Source organism: Oryzihumus sp. JJN4-3R, from assembly GCF_057747915.1.
Genome location: NZ_CM173229.1, coordinates 3,153,959 through 3,172,839 on the forward strand (window position 1 = coordinate 3,153,959; position 18,881 = coordinate 3,172,839).

Below are 18,881 nucleotides of genomic sequence, written 5' to 3' on the forward strand. Positions count from 1 at the left end.
GCGGGTGGGGTCACCCGCGGAGGTGACTAGCCGGCATACGGCTTGGCGTCGAGGATCTTGACCTCGATGTTCTTGCCGTTGGGGGCCTCGTAGCTGACGGTGTCGCCGACCTTGGCGCCGTTGACCGCGCCGCCGACCGGGGACTTCTCGCTGAAGACCTCCAGGCCGCTGCCCTCGGTGATCTCGCGGCTGCCGAGCAGGAACGTCTCCTTGTCGCCGAACATCTCGACGGTGACGAGCATGCCGGGCACGACGGTGCCGTCGTTCTTGGGCGCCTCGCCGACGGTGGCCGTCTCGAGCAGCTGGGTGAGCTGGCGGATGCGGGCCTCCATCTTGCCCTGCTCCTCCTTGGCGGCGTGGTAGCCGCCGTTCTCCTTCAGGTCGCCCTCGTCGCGGGCCGCCTCGATCTTCTTGGCGATCTCGGTGCGGCCCTCGCCGGTGAGCTGCTCGAGCTCCGCCTTGAGACGGTCGTACGCCTCCTGGGTGAGGAAGCTCCCCGTGGTGGTCGCAGTGTCGCTCACGTCTGACTCCTTGGTTGGGCCCGGCAGGCCGGGCGAACGCGCCGGTATGCCGGGTGACTAAGCAATCGGGTCCGGACCCCGACCGTCGTGGTCGCCGGGTCCAGACCCAAGTGTGAAGCGAACAGCCTACCAAGCGAAGGGGGCGGGGCGCCGCATCGCGGCCGCCGGCGTGACCTGCGCCACGCCGGGCCTGGCCTGCGCCGCGCGGGGCCTGACCTGCGCCGGGGCGGCTCGGTCAGCCGAGCGTGCAGGTCTTGACCACGCCGGTCACCGCCCGTGACGTCGTCTTCACCGTGGTCTCCCGGTGCACGGACTGCTCCGCGGTCCCGGGGATCTGCACCCGCACCGAGCCGACCTCGCCGAAGTGGCTGTCGAGGGCACGGATCACGCACGTGACGTCGCGCCCGGACGGCCGGTGCACGTCGTAGGACACGTCCACCCGCGAGTTGTCCACGACGTGGTAGCCGATGTCGGTCCAGGACACCTGCCCCACGGTGCTCGCCAGGCCGAGCCAGACCGCGATCGCGATGCCGAACGCACAGCCGATGGTGCCGATGACCCACCAGCGTCCGGTTCCGGGGGCGGGGCGGGGCAGCGGCACGGGGAACGACCTTCCGTCGGTGGCCCGTCCGGGACGGGTGACATGATGAGCGCGACCATTCTCCGACATGGGTTCACGAGGTATGCACGGTGGCTGAAGGACTGCGGCTGATGGCGGTGCACGCGCACCCCGACGACGAGTCGAGCAAGGGTGCCGCGACGATGGCCAAGTACGTCGCCGAGGGCGTCGAGGTGCTGGTCGTCTCGTGCACCGGGGGCGAGCGCGGCGACGTGCTCAACCCGGCGCTGAAGGAGGACCCGGAGATCCTGCGGGACCTGCCCGAGGTGCGCCGGCGCGAGATGGCCAAGGCCCAGGAGATCCTCGGGGTGCAGCACACGTGGCTGGGCTTCGTCGACTCCGGCCTGCCCGAGGGCGACCCCCTGCCGCCGCTGCCCGAGGGATGCTTCGCCCTCGAGCCGCTCGAGGTCACCACCGAGGCCCTGGTGCGGGTGGTGCGCGAGTTCCGTCCCCACGTCATGACCACCTATGACGAGAACGGTGGCTACCCCCACCCCGACCACGTCATGACCCACGTGGTGGGCATGTCCGCGTTCCGCGCGGCCGGCGACCCCACGGCATACCCGCACGCGGGCGAGGCCTGGCAGCCGCTGAAGATCTACTACAACCAGACGCTGAGCAAGGGCCGCATCCTGGCCTTCCACGACGCGATGGAGCAGGCCGGCCTGGAGTCCCCCTACGGCGAGTGGATCGCCCGCTGGGAGGACCGCGGCGAGCGCACCATCACCACCCGGATCCCCTGCGCGGAGCACTTCCCGACCCGCGACCAGGCGCTGCTGGCCCACGCCACCCAGATCGACCCCGAGGGGTCGTGGTTCATGGTGCCTCTGGAGATGCAGCAGGAGATCTGGCCCACCGAGGACTTCGAGGCGGCCCTGTCCTACGTGCCGGTCGAGCCGATCGAGGACTGCCTGTTCGCCGGGCTGGGCTCGCTGGCCGAGGCCGACGCGCTGGCCCGCAAGGGCACCCTCGAGCTGCACTACGACGGCACGACGAAGGACGCATCGTGAACACCACCGTGAGCACCAACGTCACGGCCGGGCTGGGGGGCTTCCTGGCCTTCTTCCTCCTCGCCCTCGCCCTGTGGCTGCTGATGCGCAACATGAACGCCCGGCTGCGACGGATGAGCTTCCGCGAGGAGGCCGAGGCGAAGGCCGGCGGCGCTCCGGCGGCGCCCGGCGCGGGTGCGGGTGCGGGTGCAGCGGGCGCCACGCACGCCACCGACGAGCCGGATGAGGACAGCGAGGACGACGAGGCCGGCTCCGACGGCCAGGTCCGCCGCGACGGCGGGACCCGGGACCTTTAGCCCCCTGCCGCGCGACGCCCCGGCGTAGCGTCACGCGACGTGCGGTCGATCGACCGCACGTCCCCGGCAGGGTGGGAGGTGGCCGCCATGAGCGGTCGTGTCGTGCACTTCGAGATCCCGTTCGACGACGCCGAGCGCGCCTCGACGTTCTACCGCGAGGCCTTCGGCTGGCAGATCCAGCCGATGCCGGACATGAACTACACGATGGTCAGCACGGGGCCCATGGGGGAGCAGGGCCCCACCGAGCCGGGCTACATCGGCGGTGGGCTGATGCACCGCGAGGGGGAGTTCACGCACCCGGTGGTGACCCTCGACGTCGACGACATCGACAAGGCGCTGGAGACCGTGGGCACCCTCGGCGGCAGCACCGTCGCGGCGAAGATGCAGGTGGGTGACATGGGCTGGGCCGCCTACTTCAAGGACCCCGAGGGCAACACGATCGGGCTGTGGCAGACAGCCCCGCGCAGCTGAGCAAGGGCGGCGGCCGGGCCGTGACCGTCCGCCCGGTTCGCGTCGGCCCCGTGGGCGGCGGCCGGGTTGGGGGCGGCCCGGCTCCCGGACCGCGCCCTCAGGTGGCCGGTCCGGCGGAGTAGACCGCCATGGACGCCGCCACGTAGTGCACGACGAACGCCGCCACGGTGAACACGTGGAACACCTCGTGGAAGCCGAACCAGCGGGGCGAGGGGTTCGGGCGCTTGGTGCCGTAGACGACGGCGCCGAGGGTGTAGAGCAGCCCGCCGACGGCGATGAGGGTCATCACGACGGCGCCGCCGTGCTGGAGCAGCGGGCCGAAGTAGAAGACGGCCACCCAGCCCAGCGCCACGTAGACCGGCGTGTAGAGCCAGCGCGGGGCCCCGACCCAGAGGACGCGGAAGAGCACCCCGGCCAGGGCGCCGCCCCAGACGATGACCAGCAGCGTCCGGGACTGCTCCGGCGGCAGGAGCAGCAGGGCGAAGGGCGTGTAGGTGCCGGCGATGATCAGGAAGATGTTGGAGTGGTCCATCCGCTTGAGCAGGCCCTGCACCTTCGGTGACCACGTGCCCCGGTGGTAGACGGCGGAGGTACCGAACAGCAGGACGGCCGTGAGGGCGAACACCGCGGCACCGAGCCGGGCGGTGCCGGTGGGGGCCAGGCAGACCAGCACGATCCCGGCAGCCAGGGCCAGGGGGAACGTGCCGGCGTGGATCCAGCCACGCAGGTGCGGCTTGAGGGCGTCGACGGCCGTCTCGACCGCGGTCTCGACGGGGCCCTTCCCGGTCTCGCCGGTCGGGGACAGGGGGGTGCGCGGCTGGCGGGAGCTCATGGCCGACAGGGTAAACCTACGCTGCCGTAAGTTACTAGGACGTAGGTTGTGATCCCGGTCGCGCCGCGGCGTCCGGGGGAACGGTCGGGCGGAGTACGGTGGTCGCGGACTCGGCCGAGGAGGACGACTGTGGGTCTGCGGAACCTGTTGTACGGCGCGTACGAGCGCCGCCTCGCTGCTCGCCTGCCCCGCGAGCGGATGCCGCGTCACGTCGGCGTGATGCTCGACGGCAACCGGCGTTGGGCCAAGGCCAACGGGGCCAACACCGCCCAGGGCCACCAGGCCGGCGCCGACAACATCACCCCCTTGCTGAGCTGGTGCGAGGAGGTCGGGGTCGAGGTCGTCACGCTCTGGCTGCTCTCGACCGACAACCTCAACCGGCCCGCCGCGGAGCTGACCCCCCTGCTGCGGATCATCGAGAACGCCGTGTCCGACCTGGCCGAGTCCGGCCGGTGGCGGATCAACCCGGTGGGGGCGCTCGACCTGCTCCCCGCGGAGACCGCGCGGCGCCTCAAGGAGGCCGCGGACGCCACCCGCGGCGTCGAGGGCCTGCTGGTCAACGTGGCGGTCGGCTACGGCGGTCGGCGCGAGATCGCCGACGCGGTCCGCTCGATGCTCCAGGAGCACGCCGCCAAGGGCACCTCGATCGAGCAGCTGGCCGAGGCCCTGGACGTCGAGCACATCGCCGAGCACCTCTACACCAAGGGCCAGCCCGACCCCGACCTGGTGATCCGCACCTCGGGGGAGCAGCGCCTCGGCGGCTTCCTGCTGTGGCAGAGCGCGCACAGCGAGTTCTACTTCTGCGAGGCCTACTGGCCCGACTTCCGCCACGTCGACTTCCTGCGGGCGCTGCGCGCCTACGCCGAGCGGGAGCGCCGGTTCGGCGCCTGAGCGCTGGCCCACCGGAGCGGGCCTTTGCCCGGAAGGTCCGGAACGTCCCGACGAACGGCCGATGACGGCAGGTGACGGTCGGGTGACACCTGACGACGCGCCGCCGAAATGTCGTCACACCACCCGCGTTTCGACGTACCGTCGACAGTGACGCAGGGCACCCGCCCCGCGTTCGGGAGGTCCCCACATGGAGCGCATCCGGCTCCGGACGGAGGGCCGGACCCGGCCCCACCGTCAGGTGGGGGCCCGGTCCCGGCACCAGGTCCGAGAGTGAGGCACAGCGGAGACGCTGTGCCGAGGGAGTCGGAATTGGCCACGACCCGTCGTTCGTCGACCAGCCCCACCGCCGCAGCGTCCGCGAGCCCCGCACCCGGGGCGGACCGGCAGCCCACCCGGCCCACGAAGGCCACCAAGCGCACCCCTGCGACACACCGCACGTTCGTGCTGGACACCTCGGTCCTGCTCTCCGACCCTCGCGCCATGCTCCGCTTCGCCGAGCACGAGGTGGTCCTGCCGGTCGTCGTGGTCACCGAGCTCGAGGGCAAGCGTCACCACCCCGAGCTGGGCTACTTCGCCCGCCAGGCCCTGCGCCTCCTCGACGAGCTGCGGGTCCGCGAGGGCCGGCTCGACGCCCCCGTCACCGTCGGCGACCACGGCGGCACCCTGCGCGTCGAGCTGAACCACACCGACGCCGACTCGCTGCCGGCCGGCTTCCGTCTGGGCGACAACGACACCCGGATCCTGGCCGTGGCCCGCAACCTCGCCAACGAGGGCTGCGACGTCACGCTGGTCAGCAAGGACCTGCCGATGCGGGTCAAGGCCTCCGCGGTCGGCCTGCCCGCCGAGGAGTACCGCGCCGAGCTGGCCGTCGACACCGGCTGGACCGGCATGACCGAGCTCGACGTGAGCGTGGAGCAGATGGACGCGCTCTACGACGCCGGCCGGGTCGAGCACGAGGCGGCCGCCGAGCTGCCCTGCCACACCGGCCTGGTCCTGCTCTCCCCGCGTGGCAGCGGGCTGGGACGGGTCGGGGCCGACAAGCAGGTGCGGCTCGTGCGTGGCGACCGGGACGCGTTCGGCCTGCACGGCCGCAGCGCCGAGCAGCGGGTCGCCCTCGACCTCCTGCTCGACCCCGACGTGGGCATCGTCAGCCTCGGCGGCCGCGCCGGCACCGGCAAGAGCGCGCTGGCCCTGTGTGCCGGGCTCGAGGCGGTCATGGAGCGGCGGCAGCACCGCAAGGTCGTCGTCTTCCGCCCCCTGTATGCCGTGGGCGGCCAGGAGCTGGGCTACCTGCCGGGCAGTGAGGCCGAGAAGATGGGGCCTTGGGCGCAGGCGGTCTTCGACACCCTCGGGGCCCTGGTCTCCCACGAGGTGGTCGAGGAGGTCATGGACCGGGGGATGCTCGAGGTGCTGCCCCTGACCCACATCCGGGGCCGCTCGCTCCACGACGCCTTCGTCATCGTCGACGAGGCCCAGTCGCTCGAGCGCAACGTCCTGCTCACCGTGCTCTCCCGCATCGGGCAGAACTCCAAGGTCGTCCTGACCCACGACGTCGCCCAGCGCGACAACCTGCGGGTCGGTCGCCACGACGGCGTCGCCGCCGTCATCGAGGCGCTCAAGGGTCACCCTCTGTTCGCCCACGTCACGCTCACGCGCAGCGAGCGCAGCCCGATCGCCGCGCTGGTGACGGACCTGCTGGAGGGCCTCGAGATCTGACGCAAGGCCGCTGAGCAGGGACTTCGGTCCCGAGATCCCGTGACGGCGGGCGTGCTGTCCTTCACACGCCCGCCGTCACTGTGTGTGACGGTCCGTGGGGTGACTTATCCACATGCCCGATGAAAGGTCCCTATTGTCGGGATTGTGGGTTACGCTGCGTGCTCACCGAGACCCCAAGACGGGGCACTGCAATTTGGTGCCGTGTGGAGGGGCTGCCACCGTTGATCGGGTCAGATCTCGGTCAGGTAACGCCGGCGCCCCAATGGCGGGGCGCCTCTTGATGCAGTAGCCCCCTGCTGCATCCGCGTTACGGCATCTGCGTGCACGGGCACACCGCTGTGTGCCCACAACACTGGAGGCGTATTTCTTGACCACGTCCTACGCGGGCCGGCACCGAGGTAACGCACCGTGCCCCCGCACCAGCACGCAGGGCACGGCCTTCGGAAGGCCATTTGTGTTCAACCAAGCTCTCCGGCGTCCCCTGATCTCCTCAGGCGCCGCGCTTGCCACCATCGCCGCCACGGCGGCGGGCTATGCGTCGGCCAACGACCACCAGACGGCGGCGACGTCCTACACCGTCAGTCCCGAGGCGGTCGCCCAGGCGACCGAGCAGTCGGACAGCCAGATCGACAACAACTCCTACCTCGCGTCGGCGAAGATCGCCGCGAACCAGCAGCGCGCCGCCCTCGAGGGCAAGGCCGCTGCGGCGGCCCGGGCGCGTGCCGAGGCGGCCGCGCAGGCCCGCCGTGAGGCCGAGGCCCGCGCCGCGCGCGAGAAGCAGCGTCAGGCGCTGCTCGCCCAGGCCAACGCCAACCCGCGCGCGCTGGCCAAGCTGATGCTCGGCCAGTTCGGCTGGGGCAGCGACCAGTTCGGCTGCCTGGACTCCCTGTGGACCAAGGAGTCCAACTGGAACGTCCACGCCATCAACGCCGGCTCCGGCGCCTACGGCATCGCCCAGGCGCTGCCCGGCTCCAAGATGGCCTCGGTCGGCTCGGACTGGCAGACCAACGCGGCCACCCAGATCAAGTGGGGCCTGCAGTACATCCAGTCCCGCTACGGCACCCCGTGCGGCGCCTGGGGCCACTCCCAGGCCATGAACTGGTACTGAGCCACCCCGCACCACCAGCACGCCCCGGACGGCCCCGCCGTCCGGGGCGTGCTCGCGTCCGTGCCGGGCGGCAGTCGGGCACGGACCCGGTATGCCGCGCGGCATACCGGGGTGGGGCTGTGCTCGGCTCAGGCCGGATTGCTCACCTCAGGCCGCTCCCGGCGCCCCTGACGGGCTGTTCGAGCGGCCTGGGCTGAGCAAAGCCGCGCGGGGTGGGTCAGGCGGGAGGGCGGGTCATGGCGAGGACGTCGAGCGCCTCGTCGAGCTGGGCCTCCGTGAGCTCCCCGGAGGCCACGTGCCCGCGCTCGACGACGACGTCGCGGATCGAGCGCTGCTCCTTCAGGGCCTGCTTGGCGACCGCGGCGGCCGCCTCGTAGCCGATGAACCGGTTCAGCGGCGTCACGATGGCCGGCGAGCCCTGGGCCAGGTCCAGGCAGCGCTGCTCGTCGGCGGTGATCCCGTCGACGCAGCGGTCGGCCAGCAGCCGGGCGGCGTGCGCCAGGAAGGTCAGCGACTCCAGCAGGTTGCGCCCGATGACCGGCAGCATGACGTTGAGCTCGAACGCCCCGCTGGCCCCGGCCGTCGAGATCGTCAGGTCGTTGCCGATCACCTGCGCGCAGACCATGAGCGTCGCCTCCGGCACGACCGGGTTGACCTTGCCGGGCATGATGCTCGAGCCCGGCTGCAGGTCCGGCAGGTGGATCTCGCCGAGCCCGGCGCGCGGGCCGGAGCCCATCCAGCGCAGGTCGTTGCAGATCTTGGTGAGGCTCACCGCGACCACCTTCAGCGCCCCGCTGAGGGCGACGAGGGCGTCCTGGGTGGACTGCGCCTCGAAGTGGTTGGCCGCCTCCCGCAACGGCACGCCGGTGTCGGCCGAGAGCCGCTCGATCACCCTGGCCGCGAAGCCGGGGGCCGCGTTGAGCCCCGTGCCGGCCGCGGTGCCGCCCAGGGGCAGCTCGGCGACGCCGTCCGCCGCGGCGAGGACGCGGTCGCGGCCGAGCTCGACCTGGCGGCGGTAGCCGGAGAACTCCTGCCCGAGGGTGACCGGGACGGCGTCCATGAGGTGCGTGCGCCCGGCCTTGACCACCTCGACGAAGGCGATCTCCTTGCGCCCCAACGCCTGCGCGAGGTGCGCCAGCGCGGGAGCGAGCTCGTCGGCCACGGCCACGGCGGCGGCGACCCGGATCGCAGTGGGGAACGTGTCGTTGCTGGACTGGCCGGCGTTGACGTGGTCGTTGGGGTGCACGGCCAGGTCGCTGCGCAGGTGCGCCAACCGGGCGACGACCTCGTTGACGTTCATGTTGGTCGAGGTCCCCGAGCCGGTCTGGAAGACGTCGACCGGGAAGTGCTCGTCGTGCCGCCCCTGCGCCACCTCGGTCGCCGCCTCGGCGATCACCGCGGCCAGCTGCGGGTCGAGGGCGCCGAGCTCGGCGTTGACGGCGGCGGCCGCCGCCTTGACCCGGGCCAGGGCGTGGACGATCGGCGCGGGCACCGGCAGCCCCGAGATGGGGAAGTTCTCCACCGCCCGGGCCGTCTGCGCGCCCCAGAGGGCCTCCGCCGGGACCCGCACCTCGCCCATCGAGTCGTGCTCCACGCGATCGCTCATGGGGCCATCATCACCCCGAGGCGCGGCCCCCGCCCGGGGTCAGAGCTTGCGCAGGCGCACCCGGCGCACGCTGTGGTCCTCGCCCTTGGCCAGGACCAGGGTCGCCCGCCCACGCGTGGGGCGGACGTTCTCGGTCAGGTTGGGTGCGTTGATCGTGTCCCAGATCCGCTCGGCGGTTGCTCGGGCCTGCTCGTCGGACAACGCGGCATACCGGTGGAAGTAGGAGTCGGGGTCGGCGAAGGCGGTGGAGCGCAGGCGGAAGAAGCGCTCGACATACCAGCGCTTGATGTCCTCGGGACGGGCGTCGACGTAGACCGAGAAGTCGAAGAAGTCGCTGACCGACAGCCCGGCGCGGCCGTCGGGCTGGACCCGGGGTGGCTGCAGGACGTTGAGCCCCTCGACGATGAGCACGTCGGGTCGGCGCACGATGGCCCGCTCGTCGGGGACGATGTCGTAGGTCAGGTGGGAGTAGACCGGCGCGCTGACCTCGTCGCGCCCGGCCTTGACCTCGGCCACGAAGCGCAGCAGGGCACGCCGGTCGTAGGACTCCGGGAAACCCTTGCGCTGCAACAGTCCCCGCCGCTCGAGCTCGGCGTTGGGGTAGAGGAACCCGTCGGTGGTGATGAGCTCCACGCGGGGCGTCCCCGGCCAGCGGGCCAGCAGCTCGCGCAGGATGCGGGCGGTCGTGGACTTGCCCACCGCCACCGAGCCGGCCACGCCGATGAGGAACGGCGTGCGCTCCGGCGCCTCGCCCAGGAAGTCGGTCGTGATGCGGTGCAGCCCCGCCGTCGCGCCGACGTAGAAGTTGAGCAGCCGGGAGATGGGCAGGTAGACCTGCTCGATCTCCTCGAGGTCGAGCCGGTCGCCGAGCCCGCTCAGGCGGGTGACGTCCGCCTCGTTGAGGCTCAGCGGGTGGTGGTCACGCAGCCGCGCCCACGCCGCACGGTCGAGCTCGACGTAGGGCGAGGGCAGGCTGGGTCCGGTCGCGTGCGGCACACCGGCCATTCTGTCCGAGCCGCCGGGCGTGCGCAGACGGGGTGACCGGGCCGTTAGGCTGACGGCCATGTGCGGAATCGTGGGATACGTCGGCCCCAACGCTGACGACAAGGCGCTGGAAGTCGTGCTCGAGGGGCTGGCCCGTCTGGAGTACCGCGGGTACGACTCGGCCGGCGTGGCGCTCGTGACCGGTGACCACGTGTCGACCGAGAAGCGCGCCGGCAAGCTGGTCAACCTCACCGGGGCGCTCGCCGAGAACCCGCTCCCGGCGTCCTCCACCGGCATCGGGCACACCCGCTGGGCCACCCACGGCGGCCCCACCGACGAGAACGCCCACCCGCACCGCGGTGGCGGGGACGGCAAGCTCGCCCTCATCCACAACGGCATCATCGAGAACTTCCACGCGCTGAAGTCCGGCCTGGTCCAGGACGGCGTGCAGTTCCTCTCCGAGACCGACACCGAGGTCGTCGCCCACCTGCTGGCCCGGGCCTACGAGCAGACCCACGACCTGACCACGGCGATGCAGCAGGTCGTCGCGGACCTCGAGGGCGCCTTCACCCTGCTGGCCGTCCACGCCGACCAGCCCGGCGTCGTCGTCGGCGCCCGCCGCAACTCCCCGCTGGTCGTCGGCCTCGGCAAGGGCGAGAACTTCCTCGGCTCCGACGTCTCCGCGTTCATCGGCTACACCCGCGACGCGCTCGAGCTCGACCAGGACCAGATCGTCACGATCACCCCCGACTCGGCCACCGTCATCAACTTCGACGGCACCCCGGCCCAGGGCAAGCACTACGAGGTCACCTGGGACGCCGCGGCGGCGGAGAAGGGTGGCTACCCCAACTTCATGGCCAAGGAGATCAACGAGCAGCCGCACGCGGTCGCCGACACCCTCCTGGGCCGCACCGACCAGTCCGGCCGCCTGGTCCTCGACGAGCTGCGCATCTCCGAGGACGACCTGCGCGCCGTCGACAAGATCGTCATCATCGCCTGCGGCACCGCCGCCTACGCCGGCATGGTCGCCAAGTACGCGATCGAGCACTGGTGCCGCATCCCCTGCGAGGTGGAGCTGGCCCACGAGTTCCGCTACCGCGACCCGGTGGTCAACGACCGCACCCTCGTCGTGGCCATCTCGCAGTCCGGCGAGACCATGGACACCCTCATGGCCGTCAAGCACGCCCGCGAGCTCGGCGCCAAGGTCATCGCCGTCTGCAACACCCACGGCTCGACCATCCCGCGCGAGTCCGACGCGGTCCTCTACACCCATGCCGGCCCCGAGATCGCCGTCGCCTCGACCAAGGCGTTCCTGGCCCAGATCACCGCCTGCTACATCCTCGGCCTCTACCTGGCCCAGCTGCGCGGCGGCACCTACGCCGACGAGGCGCAGGCCGTGATGAAGGACCTGCACGAGGTCCCCGGCAAGATCCAGCAGGTCCTCGACGGCCTCGACCGGGTGCGCGAGATCGCCCGCTTCATGGCCGACACCCGTTCGGTGCTCTTCCTGGGCCGCCACGTCGGCTACCCGGTGGCGCTCGAGGGCGCGCTCAAGCTCAAGGAGCTGGCCTACATCCACGCCGAGGGCTTCGCCGCCGGCGAGCTCAAGCACGGCCCGATCGCGCTGATCGAGCCGGGCCAGCCGGTGTTCGTCATCGTGCCCTCGCCGAGCAGCGAGCACGGCCTGCACGGCAAGGTCGTCAGCAACATCCAGGAGATCCGCGCCCGCGGCGCGCGCACCCTCGTCATCGCCGAGGAGGGCGACGAGGACGTCGTGCCGTTCGCCGACGTGGTGATCCGGGTGCCGCAGACCCCGCCGCTGCTGGCCCCGCTGGTCACCACGGTGCCGCTGCAGGTCTTCGCCTGCGAGCTGGCCACCGCCAAGGGCCTTGACGTCGACCAGCCGCGCAACCTGGCCAAGTCGGTCACGGTCGAGTGACCGTGGCCGGGCGGACGGTCGGGCGGGACGGATGATCCTCGGCGTCGGCATCGACGTGGTCGACGTCGAGCGCTTCGGTGCGACGCTGGAGCGCACGCCCAACCTGTTGGAGCGGCTGTTCACCGAGACCGAGCGTGAGCTCGGCCTGAACTCCCTCGCAGCGCGGTTCGCTGCCAAGGAGGCCCTGGCCAAGGCGCTCGGTGCCCCGGCGGGCATGCACTGGAGCGACGTCACCGTCATGCGCGGCGACGACGGCCGGCCGCACCTGCAGATCATCGGCAGCGTGCAGGCCCGCGCCGACGCCCTGGGCATCCACAGCCTCCACGTCTCCCTGTCCCACGACGCGGGCATCGCCTCCGCCGTGGTCATCGCGGAGGGCTGAGCGGTGATCGACGCCTACGCCGTGACCGACGTCCGCGCCGCCGAGGAGGCGGCGATGGCCGCCCTGCCCGAGGGCGAGCTGATGCAGCGCGCCGCGTCCGGACTGGCCCAGGTGGTCGCCGCGCGCGTCCCGCAGGAGGGCCACGTCGTGGCCGTCGTGGGTGGCGGCAACAACGGTGGCGACGCCCTGTATGCCGCGGCCCGGCTCGCGGAGTCGGGCCTGGCGGTCGGGGTGGTCACCGTCAGCGAGCACGTCCACGAGCGCGGCCTGGTGGCCGCGCGGGCGGCCGGGGTCGAGGTGGTCGCCTCCACCAGCGCCCCGGCCACGCCCGAGGCCGCGCGGTTGCTCGCCGCGGCGGACCTGGTCGTCGACGGGGTGCTCGGCATCGGCGGGCGCCCGGGGCTGCCCCCGGCGGCGCAGGCCGTGCTGGACCTGGTGCCCGACGAGGCCTGGGTCGTCGCCGTCGACCTGCCCAGCGGCACCGACCCCACCGGTCAGCAGCGGTCGGCCGACACGGTGTTCGCCGACGAGACGGTCACCTTCGGGGTGGCCAAGCCGGTCCACCTGCTGCCCGCGACCGAGGTCTCGGTCGGCCGGCTCACCGTGGTCGACATCGGCCTGGAGGTCGACGCCACGCCGGCGGTGCAGCGCCTGACCCACGACGACGTCCACGACCTGTGGCCCGTGCCCGGGCCCGGCGACGACAAGTACTCCCGCGGCGTGCTCGGCGTCGTGGCCGGGGGAGAGCACTACACCGGCGCCGCCCTGCTGTCCGTGACCGCAGCGGTGTGCACCGGCGCGGGGATGGTCCGCTACGTCGGCCCGCCCACCCCGACGACGGTCCTGCGCCATGCGGTCCCCGAGGCCGTCTTCGGCCCGGGACGGGTCCAGGCCTGGGTCGTCGGGCCGGGGCTGGACCCCGAGGACGACTCGCGGCACGGCCGCGACCAGGTGGCGGCGGCCCGCGAGGCCCTGGCCTCCGGCGAGCCGTGCGTCGTGGACGCCGGGGCCCTCGACCTGATCGAGGGCCCGCGCTCCACGCCCACCCTGCTCACCCCGCACGCCGGCGAGCTCGCCCGGATGCTGGCGCGGCTCACCGGCCACCCGGTGACCCGGGAGCACGTGTCGGCCACACCCGTCCGCCACGCCCGCGAGCTGGCCGACCGCACCGGCTGCACGGTGCTGCTCAAGGGCTCGACCACGCTGGTGGTCCCGCCCGGTGACGACGACCTGCCGGTGCGCAGCCAGGCCGACGCCCCCGCCTGGCTGGCCACGGCTGGCTCCGGCGACGTCCTCGCCGGCCTGGCCGGCACGCTGCTGGCCGCCGGGCTGTCCCCGCTGGACGCCGGCAGCCTCGCGGCCCTCGTGCACGGCCTGGCCGGGGACGCGGCCAACCCGGGAGGCCCGGTCCGCGCGCTCGCGGTGGCACACGCCATACCGGGGGTCGTGGCGGGGTTGCTGAACCGACCGCGGGGCCGTTCCTGAGAGACTGTCGGCGATGACTGCGTCCGACACACGCCCGTCCACCGCGCTGAGCGGCGGCGCGCCCGCGCGCGCGACCGTCGACCTCGACGCCATCGCCGGCAACGTCGCCACCCTGCGTGAGCACGCCGGCTCCGCCGAGGTCATGGCGGTGGTCAAGGCCGACGGCTACGGCCACGGCCTCCTGCCCAGCGCCCGTGCCGCGCTCGCCGGCGGGGCCACCTGGCTCGGCGTCGCCCAGCTGCCCGAGGCCCTGGCCCTGCGGGCCGCCGGCATCGATGCCCGCGTGCTGTCCTGGCTCCACGCACCCGGCACCGACTTCGCCGCGGGCATCGCCGCCGACGTGGACCTGTCGGTCTCGGCGACGTGGGCGCTGGAGGAGGTCGCCGCAGCCGCCCGCGGGCTCGGACGCGTCGCCCGCATCCAGCTCAAGGTCGACACGGGCCTGGGCCGCAACGGCGCCTACGGCCCGGACTGGCCCGACCTGGTCGCCGCCGCCCGCGCCCTCGAGGCCGAGGGCGCCGTGCGGGTCGTCGGGGTCTGGTCGCACTTCGTCTACGCCGACGCCCCCGACCACCCGACGGTCCGGCTGCAGCAGGAGCGCTTCGTGGAGGCGGTGCGCGACGTCGAGCGGGCCGGCTGCGACCTCGAGGTCCGCCACCTGGCCAACTCCGCCGCCACGCTGACCAACCCCTCGGCCGCCTTCGACCTGGTCCGCCCCGGCATCGCCGTCTACGGCCTCTCACCGGTGCCGCAGCTGGGCGACCCGGCCTCGTTCGGCCTGGCCGAGGCGATGACGCTCACCGCCAACCTCGCGGTCACCAAGGCCGTCCCGGCGGGGCAGGGCGTCAGCTACGGCCACCAGTACGTCACCCAGCGGGACACCACGCTGGCGCTCGTGCCGGTCGGCTACGCCGACGGGATCCCGCGCAACGCCACCAACGTCGGGCCGGTCAGTCTCGGCGGGCGACGCCACACCGTCTCAGGCAGGGTCTGCATGGACCAGTTCGTCGTGGACGTCGGCCCCGATGCCGACGTCCGGGCCGGTGACGAGGTCGTGGTCTTCGGCCGGGGCGCCGCCGGCGTCCCCACGGCCGAGGACTGGGCCCAGGCCACGGACACGATCTCCTACGAGATCGTCACGAGGATCGGATCGCGGGTCCCCCGCGTCTACGTCGGAGGTGCACGGTGAGTCCCGCGCGAGGCAAGACCCTGGCCGGCCTGGGCGTCGGTCTCGTCGCCGCCGGCGCCGCTGCCGCGGCCGGTGTGGCCGCCGAGCGGCTGATCCGGGCCCGCAGCACCGCGGTCGCCCTGGACTCGGCCGACAGCTACGAGCAGGCCCCCGACGAGGAGCGTGTCGTCGTCGCCGATGACGGGGTGCCGCTGCACGTCGAGGTCGACCACCCGCGCGGACCGGCCGCCGACGGCATGCCCGGCCCGACCCCGACCGTGATCTTCTCCCACGGCTACACGCTCAGCCTGCGCTGCTGGGTCTTCCAGCGACGCGCCCTGGCCGAGGCCGGCTACCGGGTGGTCCTGTGGGACCAGCGCGGCCACGGCCGCTCCGGTGCCGGGTCGCCGGAGTCCTACGACGTCGACCAGCTCGGCCACGACCTGGCCCGGGTGATCGCCGAGGTCGCCCCCGAGGGGCCGCTCGTGCTCGTCGGGCACTCGATGGGCGGCATGACGATGATGGCCCTCGCCGTCGAGCACCATGCCCTCATCCGGGAGCGCGTCATCGGTGCGGCCTTCGTGGCGACCAGCCCCGGCGGGCTCTCCGAGGTCGACTGGGGCATGGGCAACGTCATGGGCAAGCTGGTCCGCCGGCTCGGCCCCGGCGCCATCGGCTCGCTGGCCGAGCGCGAGGGCCTCGTCGCGGCCGCGCGCCGCGCGGGGCGAGGCCTGGAGGACTTCCTCGTCGACCGCTACTCCTTCGCCTCGCCGGTGCCGCTGGGCATCGTGCGCCTCACCGGCGACATGATCCTCGGGACCCGCATGGACGTGGTCTCGGGCTTCATGCCCGGCTTCGACCGGCACGACAAGCGCGAGGCGCTCCGGCAGTTCATCGGCGTGGAGACGTTGGTGCTCAACGGCGCCCAGGACCTGCTCACCCCGCCGGAGCACAGCGAGGAGATCGTCCACCTCGTGCCCGGCGCCGAGCACGTCGTGGTCAACGAGGCCGGCCACATCATCATGCTCGAGCACCCCGACGTCGTCAGCGAGCAGCTGCTCTCCCTCGCCGAGCGTGCCCGCCGCTCCGGGGCCGAGCACGTCGACGTCACCCGCAAGCCCCGCGTCCGCCGCACCGTCACCGACCTGGCCAAGCAGCGCCGGGTCGAGCGCGTGCAGGGCCGGCGCCGCCGCCGTGCCAGCTGAGGTGGTCCTCGACACGGTCGAGGAGACGCAGGCGTGGGGCGCGCGGCTGGGCCGCACGCTCCGGCCGGGTGACCTGCTGCTGCTCACCGGCGACCTGGGGGCGGGCAAGACCACGCTGACCCAGGGCATCGCCGAGGGCCTGGGCGTGCGCGGGCCGATCACCTCCCCGACCTTCGTCATCGCCCGGGTGCACCCCTCGCTCGTCGGCGGCCCGGCGCTGGTCCACGTCGACGCCTACCGCCTCGGGGGCTTCGCCGAGCTCGACGACCTCGACCTCGACGCCGACCTGGCCGACTCGGTCACCATCGTGGAGTGGGGGCACGGCCTGGCTGAGGGACTGTCCGAGGACTACCTCGAGATCACGCTCACCGGCACCGACCGCCGCACCCTCACCATCGAGGGGCACGGCCACCGCTGGGCCGGCCCGGCGGCCGCGGAGCTCGACGCCCTGCTCGCTGGTTAGCCTGACCCCGTGCTGCTGCTCGCGATCGACACCTCCACCACGGCCATCACCGTCGCCCTGCACGACGGGCAGCGGGTCCTGGCCGAGTCCGTCACCCTCGACGCCCGCCGGCACGGCGAGCACCTCGCCCCCGGCGTCGAGCAGGTCCTGCGCGAGGCCGGCCGCCCGGTGGCCGACGTCACCGCGGTCGTCGCCGGCGTCGGGCCAGGGCCGTTCACCGGCCTGCGCGTCGGGTTGGTGACGGCGCGCACGCTCGCCTTCGCCCGTGGCATACCCGTGTATGGCGTGTGCAGCCTGGACGCCCTGGCGCACCAGGCGTGGGTCGAGCGGGCGGACGAGCTCGGCGCGTCCTTCCTCGTCGCCACGGACGCGCGCCGCAAGGAGGTCTACTGGGCCGACTACGCCGTGACCGCCGAGGGCCCGCGCTGTGTCGAGGGCCCGGCCGTGGACAAGCCCTCCGACCTCGTCGACCGCGTCGCCGGCCGCCCCGTGGTCGGCCGCGGCCCGGTGCTCTACCCCGACCTGCTCGGGTCCGGCCTCGCACCGCTGGACGTCAGCGCCGGCCACCTCGCCGCCGTCGCCGCCGGCCGGCTCGCGGCGGGCGAGCCGCTGCTCGCGCCCGAGCCGCTCTACCTGCGCCGCCCGGACGCCGCGCCGTCGGTCACGCGCAAGTCGGTCCTGTGATGCGGCTGCGGCCGATGCAGTGGCAGGACATCCCCGAGCTGGTCGCCCTGGAGCGGCAGCTCTTCGCCGACGACGCATGGAGCGAGCAGACGTGGTGGGCCGAGCTGGCCGGGCGGCCGCGGCGGGCCTACGTCGTCGCCCAGGACGACGGTGCGGTGGCCGGCTACGCCGGGGTCGACCGGGGCGGTGACGTGGCCGACGTCATGACCGTCGCTGTGGCCCCGGGGCACCAGGGCACCGGCCTGGGCCGGGTGCTGCTGGACCACCTCGTGGAGGACGCGCGCTCCAGCGGCGCCGAGCACCTCATGCTGGAGGTGCGGGCCGACAACGACCCGGCCCGCCGGCTCTACGAGCGCAGCGGCTTCGAGCTGCTGACCGTGCGACGCAAGTACTACCAGCCCGGTGGCGTGGACGCCCACGTCATGCGGCTGCACCTGAAGGGAGACACCCCGTGAGCGACCAGCCCCTGGTGCTCGGCATCGAGACCTCCTGCGACGAGACCGGCATCGGCATCGTCCGCGGCGAGACGCTGCTGGTCGACGCGGTCGCGAGCAGCGTCGAGGAGCACGCCCGCTTCGGCGGCGTCGTGCCCGAGGTGGCCAGCAGGGCGCACCTGGAGGCGATGATCCCCACCATCGAGCGGGCCGTCGCGCAGGCCGGTGTCCGGCTGGACGACCTCGACGCGGTCGCGGTCACCTCCGGCCCCGGCCTGGCCGGCGCGCTGCTCGTCGGGGTGGCCGCCGCCAAGGCGCTCGCGGTCGCCCTGGGCAAGCCGCTCTACGGGGTCAACCACCTCGCCGCCCACGTCGCCGTCGACATCGTCGAGCACGGCCCGCTGCCCGAGCCGACCATGGCGATGCTCGTCTCCGGCGGCCACTCCAGCCTGCTGCTCGTCCCCGACGTCACCCACGACATCCGCTCCCTGGGCAGCACCATCGACGACGCCGCCGGCGAGGCCTTCGACAAGGTCGCCCGGGTCCTGGGCCTGCCCTTCCCCGGCGGCCCGCACGTGGACCGTGCCGCGCGCGAGGGGGACACGGCATACATCGACTTCCCGCGGGGGCTGACCTCGGCGCGGGACATGGAGCGGCACCGGTTCGACTTCTCCTTCTCCGGCCTCAAGACCGCCGTCGCCCGGTGGGTCGAGACGCGTGAGCGCGCCGGGGAGCCGGTGCCGGTGGCCGACGTGGCCGCCAGCTTCCAGGAGGCGGTCACCGACGTGCTGACCCGCAAGGCGGTGCTGGCCTGCCGGGAGAACGGCGTCGAGGACCTGCTCATCGGCGGCGGGGTCGCGGCGAACAGCCGGCTGCGCGCGATGGCCCAGGAGCGGTGCGAGGCCGCGGGGATCCGGCTGCGGGTGCCCCGCCCGGGCCTGTGCACCGACAACGGCGCCATGGTCGCCTCGCTCGGGGCGCAGATGGTGGTCCGCGGGCGCACGCCCTCCGCGCTGGACCTGCCGGCCGACTCCTCGATGCCCGTGGCGCTGGTCCAGGCCTGACGC

General features: G+C 73.2%; 20 protein-coding genes. 15 read left to right on the top strand and 5 right to left on the bottom strand.

What is annotated here, in order from left to right; genetic code table 11:
- Window positions 1-26 precede the first annotated feature (26 nt).
- On the bottom strand, window positions 27-521 hold the full coding sequence (gene greA, locus AC3ANM_RS15115) for a transcription elongation factor GreA (protein ID WP_488285238.1): 495 nt from the start codon (window positions 519-521) through the stop codon (window positions 27-29).
- 235 nt (window positions 522-756) lie between these two features.
- A complete protein-coding gene (locus tag AC3ANM_RS15120; protein WP_488285239.1) occupies window positions 757-1,122 on the bottom strand; it encodes a DUF4307 domain-containing protein in 366 nt (121 codons plus the stop codon).
- 89 nt (window positions 1,123-1,211) lie between these two features.
- Between AC3ANM_RS15120 and mca the strand changes: the two genes are divergently transcribed.
- The 3 genes from mca to AC3ANM_RS15135 all read left to right on the top strand — a co-directional run bounded on the left by mca (window position 1,212) and on the right by AC3ANM_RS15135 (window position 2,917).
- Window positions 1,212-2,150, top strand: a complete 939-nt coding sequence (gene mca, locus AC3ANM_RS15125; RefSeq protein ID WP_488285240.1) for a mycothiol conjugate amidase Mca — start codon at window positions 1,212-1,214, stop codon at window positions 2,148-2,150.
- The gene (locus tag AC3ANM_RS15130; RefSeq protein ID WP_488285241.1) at window positions 2,147-2,446 is read left to right on the top strand and encodes a hypothetical protein; all 300 of its coding nucleotides are present in this window, start codon (window positions 2,147-2,149) and stop codon (window positions 2,444-2,446) included. The genes mca and AC3ANM_RS15130 overlap by 4 nt, the downstream gene beginning before the upstream one ends.
- A gap of 87 nt (window positions 2,447-2,533) precedes the next feature.
- The gene (locus AC3ANM_RS15135) at window positions 2,534-2,917 is read left to right on the top strand and encodes a VOC family protein (RefSeq protein ID WP_488285242.1); all 384 of its coding nucleotides are present in this window, start codon (window positions 2,534-2,536) and stop codon (window positions 2,915-2,917) included.
- A gap of 97 nt (window positions 2,918-3,014) precedes the next feature.
- Here the strand turns inward: AC3ANM_RS15135 and trhA are convergent, their stop codons facing one another.
- Complete coding sequence (gene trhA, locus AC3ANM_RS15140) at window positions 3,015-3,749, bottom strand: PAQR family membrane homeostasis protein TrhA (RefSeq protein ID WP_488285243.1); 735 nt, start codon at window positions 3,747-3,749, stop codon at window positions 3,015-3,017.
- Window positions 3,750-3,878: 129 nt separating this feature from the next.
- Here trhA and AC3ANM_RS15145 point away from each other — a divergent pair, with 129 nt between their 5' ends.
- The 3 genes from AC3ANM_RS15145 to AC3ANM_RS15155 all read left to right on the top strand — a co-directional run bounded on the left by AC3ANM_RS15145 (window position 3,879) and on the right by AC3ANM_RS15155 (window position 7,464).
- Window positions 3,879-4,640 (top strand): isoprenyl transferase, encoded by a 762-nt coding sequence (locus tag AC3ANM_RS15145; RefSeq protein WP_488285244.1) that lies wholly within the window; start codon window positions 3,879-3,881, stop codon window positions 4,638-4,640.
- Between the two features lie 480 nt (window positions 4,641-5,120).
- Entirely contained in the window at window positions 5,121-6,356 is a 1,236-nt protein-coding gene (gene phoH2 / locus AC3ANM_RS15150) for an RNA 5'-3' helicase PhoH2 (protein WP_488287962.1), read from the top strand.
- A 454-nt stretch (window positions 6,357-6,810) separates the two neighbouring features.
- On the top strand, window positions 6,811-7,464 hold the full coding sequence (locus AC3ANM_RS15155; protein WP_488285245.1) for an aggregation-promoting factor C-terminal-like domain-containing protein: 654 nt from the start codon (window positions 6,811-6,813) through the stop codon (window positions 7,462-7,464).
- A 217-nt stretch (window positions 7,465-7,681) separates the two neighbouring features.
- Here the strand turns inward: AC3ANM_RS15155 and AC3ANM_RS15160 are convergent, their stop codons facing one another.
- Window positions 7,682-9,070, bottom strand: coding sequence for a class II fumarate hydratase (locus AC3ANM_RS15160; RefSeq protein WP_488285246.1), 1,389 nt, complete (start codon window positions 9,068-9,070; stop codon window positions 7,682-7,684).
- Between the two features lie 39 nt (window positions 9,071-9,109).
- Window positions 9,110-10,075 carry a type I pantothenate kinase gene (gene coaA, locus AC3ANM_RS15165; RefSeq protein ID WP_488285247.1) on the bottom strand — a complete coding sequence of 322 codons (966 nt, stop codon included), beginning with the start codon at window positions 10,073-10,075 and terminating at the stop codon, window positions 9,110-9,112.
- Between the two features lie 58 nt (window positions 10,076-10,133).
- Between coaA and glmS the strand changes: the two genes are divergently transcribed.
- From glmS to tsaD, 9 genes are read left to right on the top strand one after another with little or no spacing between them, the layout of a single operon-like run.
- The gene (glmS, locus tag AC3ANM_RS15170; protein ID WP_488285248.1) at window positions 10,134-11,993 is read left to right on the top strand and encodes a glutamine--fructose-6-phosphate transaminase (isomerizing); all 1,860 of its coding nucleotides are present in this window, start codon (window positions 10,134-10,136) and stop codon (window positions 11,991-11,993) included.
- A 31-nt stretch (window positions 11,994-12,024) separates the two neighbouring features.
- A complete protein-coding gene (locus AC3ANM_RS15175) occupies window positions 12,025-12,375 on the top strand; it encodes a holo-ACP synthase (RefSeq protein WP_488285249.1) in 351 nt (116 codons plus the stop codon).
- A gap of 3 nt (window positions 12,376-12,378) precedes the next feature.
- The gene (locus tag AC3ANM_RS15180; protein WP_488285250.1) at window positions 12,379-13,860 is read left to right on the top strand and encodes an NAD(P)H-hydrate epimerase; all 1,482 of its coding nucleotides are present in this window, start codon (window positions 12,379-12,381) and stop codon (window positions 13,858-13,860) included.
- A gap of 13 nt (window positions 13,861-13,873) precedes the next feature.
- A complete protein-coding gene (gene alr / locus AC3ANM_RS15185) occupies window positions 13,874-15,049 on the top strand; it encodes an alanine racemase (RefSeq protein ID WP_488285251.1) in 1,176 nt (391 codons plus the stop codon).
- Window positions 15,046-16,233, top strand: a complete 1,188-nt coding sequence (locus tag AC3ANM_RS15190; protein WP_488285252.1) for an alpha/beta fold hydrolase — start codon at window positions 15,046-15,048, stop codon at window positions 16,231-16,233. The genes alr and AC3ANM_RS15190 overlap by 4 nt, the downstream gene beginning before the upstream one ends.
- Window positions 16,223-16,696, top strand: coding sequence for a tRNA (adenosine(37)-N6)-threonylcarbamoyltransferase complex ATPase subunit type 1 TsaE (gene tsaE / locus AC3ANM_RS15195; RefSeq protein WP_488285253.1), 474 nt, complete (start codon window positions 16,223-16,225; stop codon window positions 16,694-16,696). Before AC3ANM_RS15190 ends, tsaE begins: the two co-directional genes overlap by 11 nt.
- Window positions 16,697-16,705: 9 nt before the next feature.
- Entirely contained in the window at window positions 16,706-17,380 is a 675-nt protein-coding gene (gene tsaB, locus AC3ANM_RS15200) for a tRNA (adenosine(37)-N6)-threonylcarbamoyltransferase complex dimerization subunit type 1 TsaB (protein ID WP_488285254.1), read from the top strand.
- Between the two features lie 14 nt (window positions 17,381-17,394).
- Window positions 17,395-17,835: a ribosomal protein S18-alanine N-acetyltransferase gene (gene rimI / locus AC3ANM_RS15205; RefSeq protein WP_488285255.1), complete on the top strand. Its 441-nt coding sequence runs from the start codon at window positions 17,395-17,397 to the stop codon at window positions 17,833-17,835.
- Entirely contained in the window at window positions 17,832-18,878 is a 1,047-nt protein-coding gene (tsaD, locus tag AC3ANM_RS15210) for a tRNA (adenosine(37)-N6)-threonylcarbamoyltransferase complex transferase subunit TsaD (RefSeq protein WP_488285256.1), read from the top strand. The genes rimI and tsaD overlap by 4 nt, the downstream gene beginning before the upstream one ends.
- The last annotated feature ends 3 nt before the right edge of the window (window positions 18,879-18,881 follow it).

Bases quoted from the DNA above. Each gene is read 5' to 3' on its own strand.
- coaA (WP_488285247.1), bottom strand. From the start codon at position 10,075: ATGGCCGGTGTGCCGCACGCGACCGGACCCAGCCTGCCCTCGCCCTAC.
- AC3ANM_RS15160 (WP_488285246.1), bottom strand. From the start codon at position 9,070: ATGAGCGATCGCGTGGAGCACGACTCGATGGGCGAGGTGCGGGTCCCG.
- rimI (WP_488285255.1), top strand. From the start codon at position 17,395: ATGCAGTGGCAGGACATCCCCGAGCTGGTCGCCCTGGAGCGGCAGCTC.
- AC3ANM_RS15175 (WP_488285249.1), top strand. From the start codon at position 12,025: ATGATCCTCGGCGTCGGCATCGACGTGGTCGACGTCGAGCGCTTCGGT.
- phoH2 (WP_488287962.1), top strand. From the start codon at position 5,121: ATGCTCCGCTTCGCCGAGCACGAGGTGGTCCTGCCGGTCGTCGTGGTC.
- AC3ANM_RS15135 (WP_488285242.1), top strand. From the start codon at position 2,534: ATGAGCGGTCGTGTCGTGCACTTCGAGATCCCGTTCGACGACGCCGAG.
- trhA (WP_488285243.1), bottom strand. From the start codon at position 3,749: ATGAGCTCCCGCCAGCCGCGCACCCCCCTGTCCCCGACCGGCGAGACC.
- glmS (WP_488285248.1), top strand. From the start codon at position 10,134: ATGTGCGGAATCGTGGGATACGTCGGCCCCAACGCTGACGACAAGGCG.
- alr (WP_488285251.1), top strand. From the start codon at position 13,874: ATGACTGCGTCCGACACACGCCCGTCCACCGCGCTGAGCGGCGGCGCG.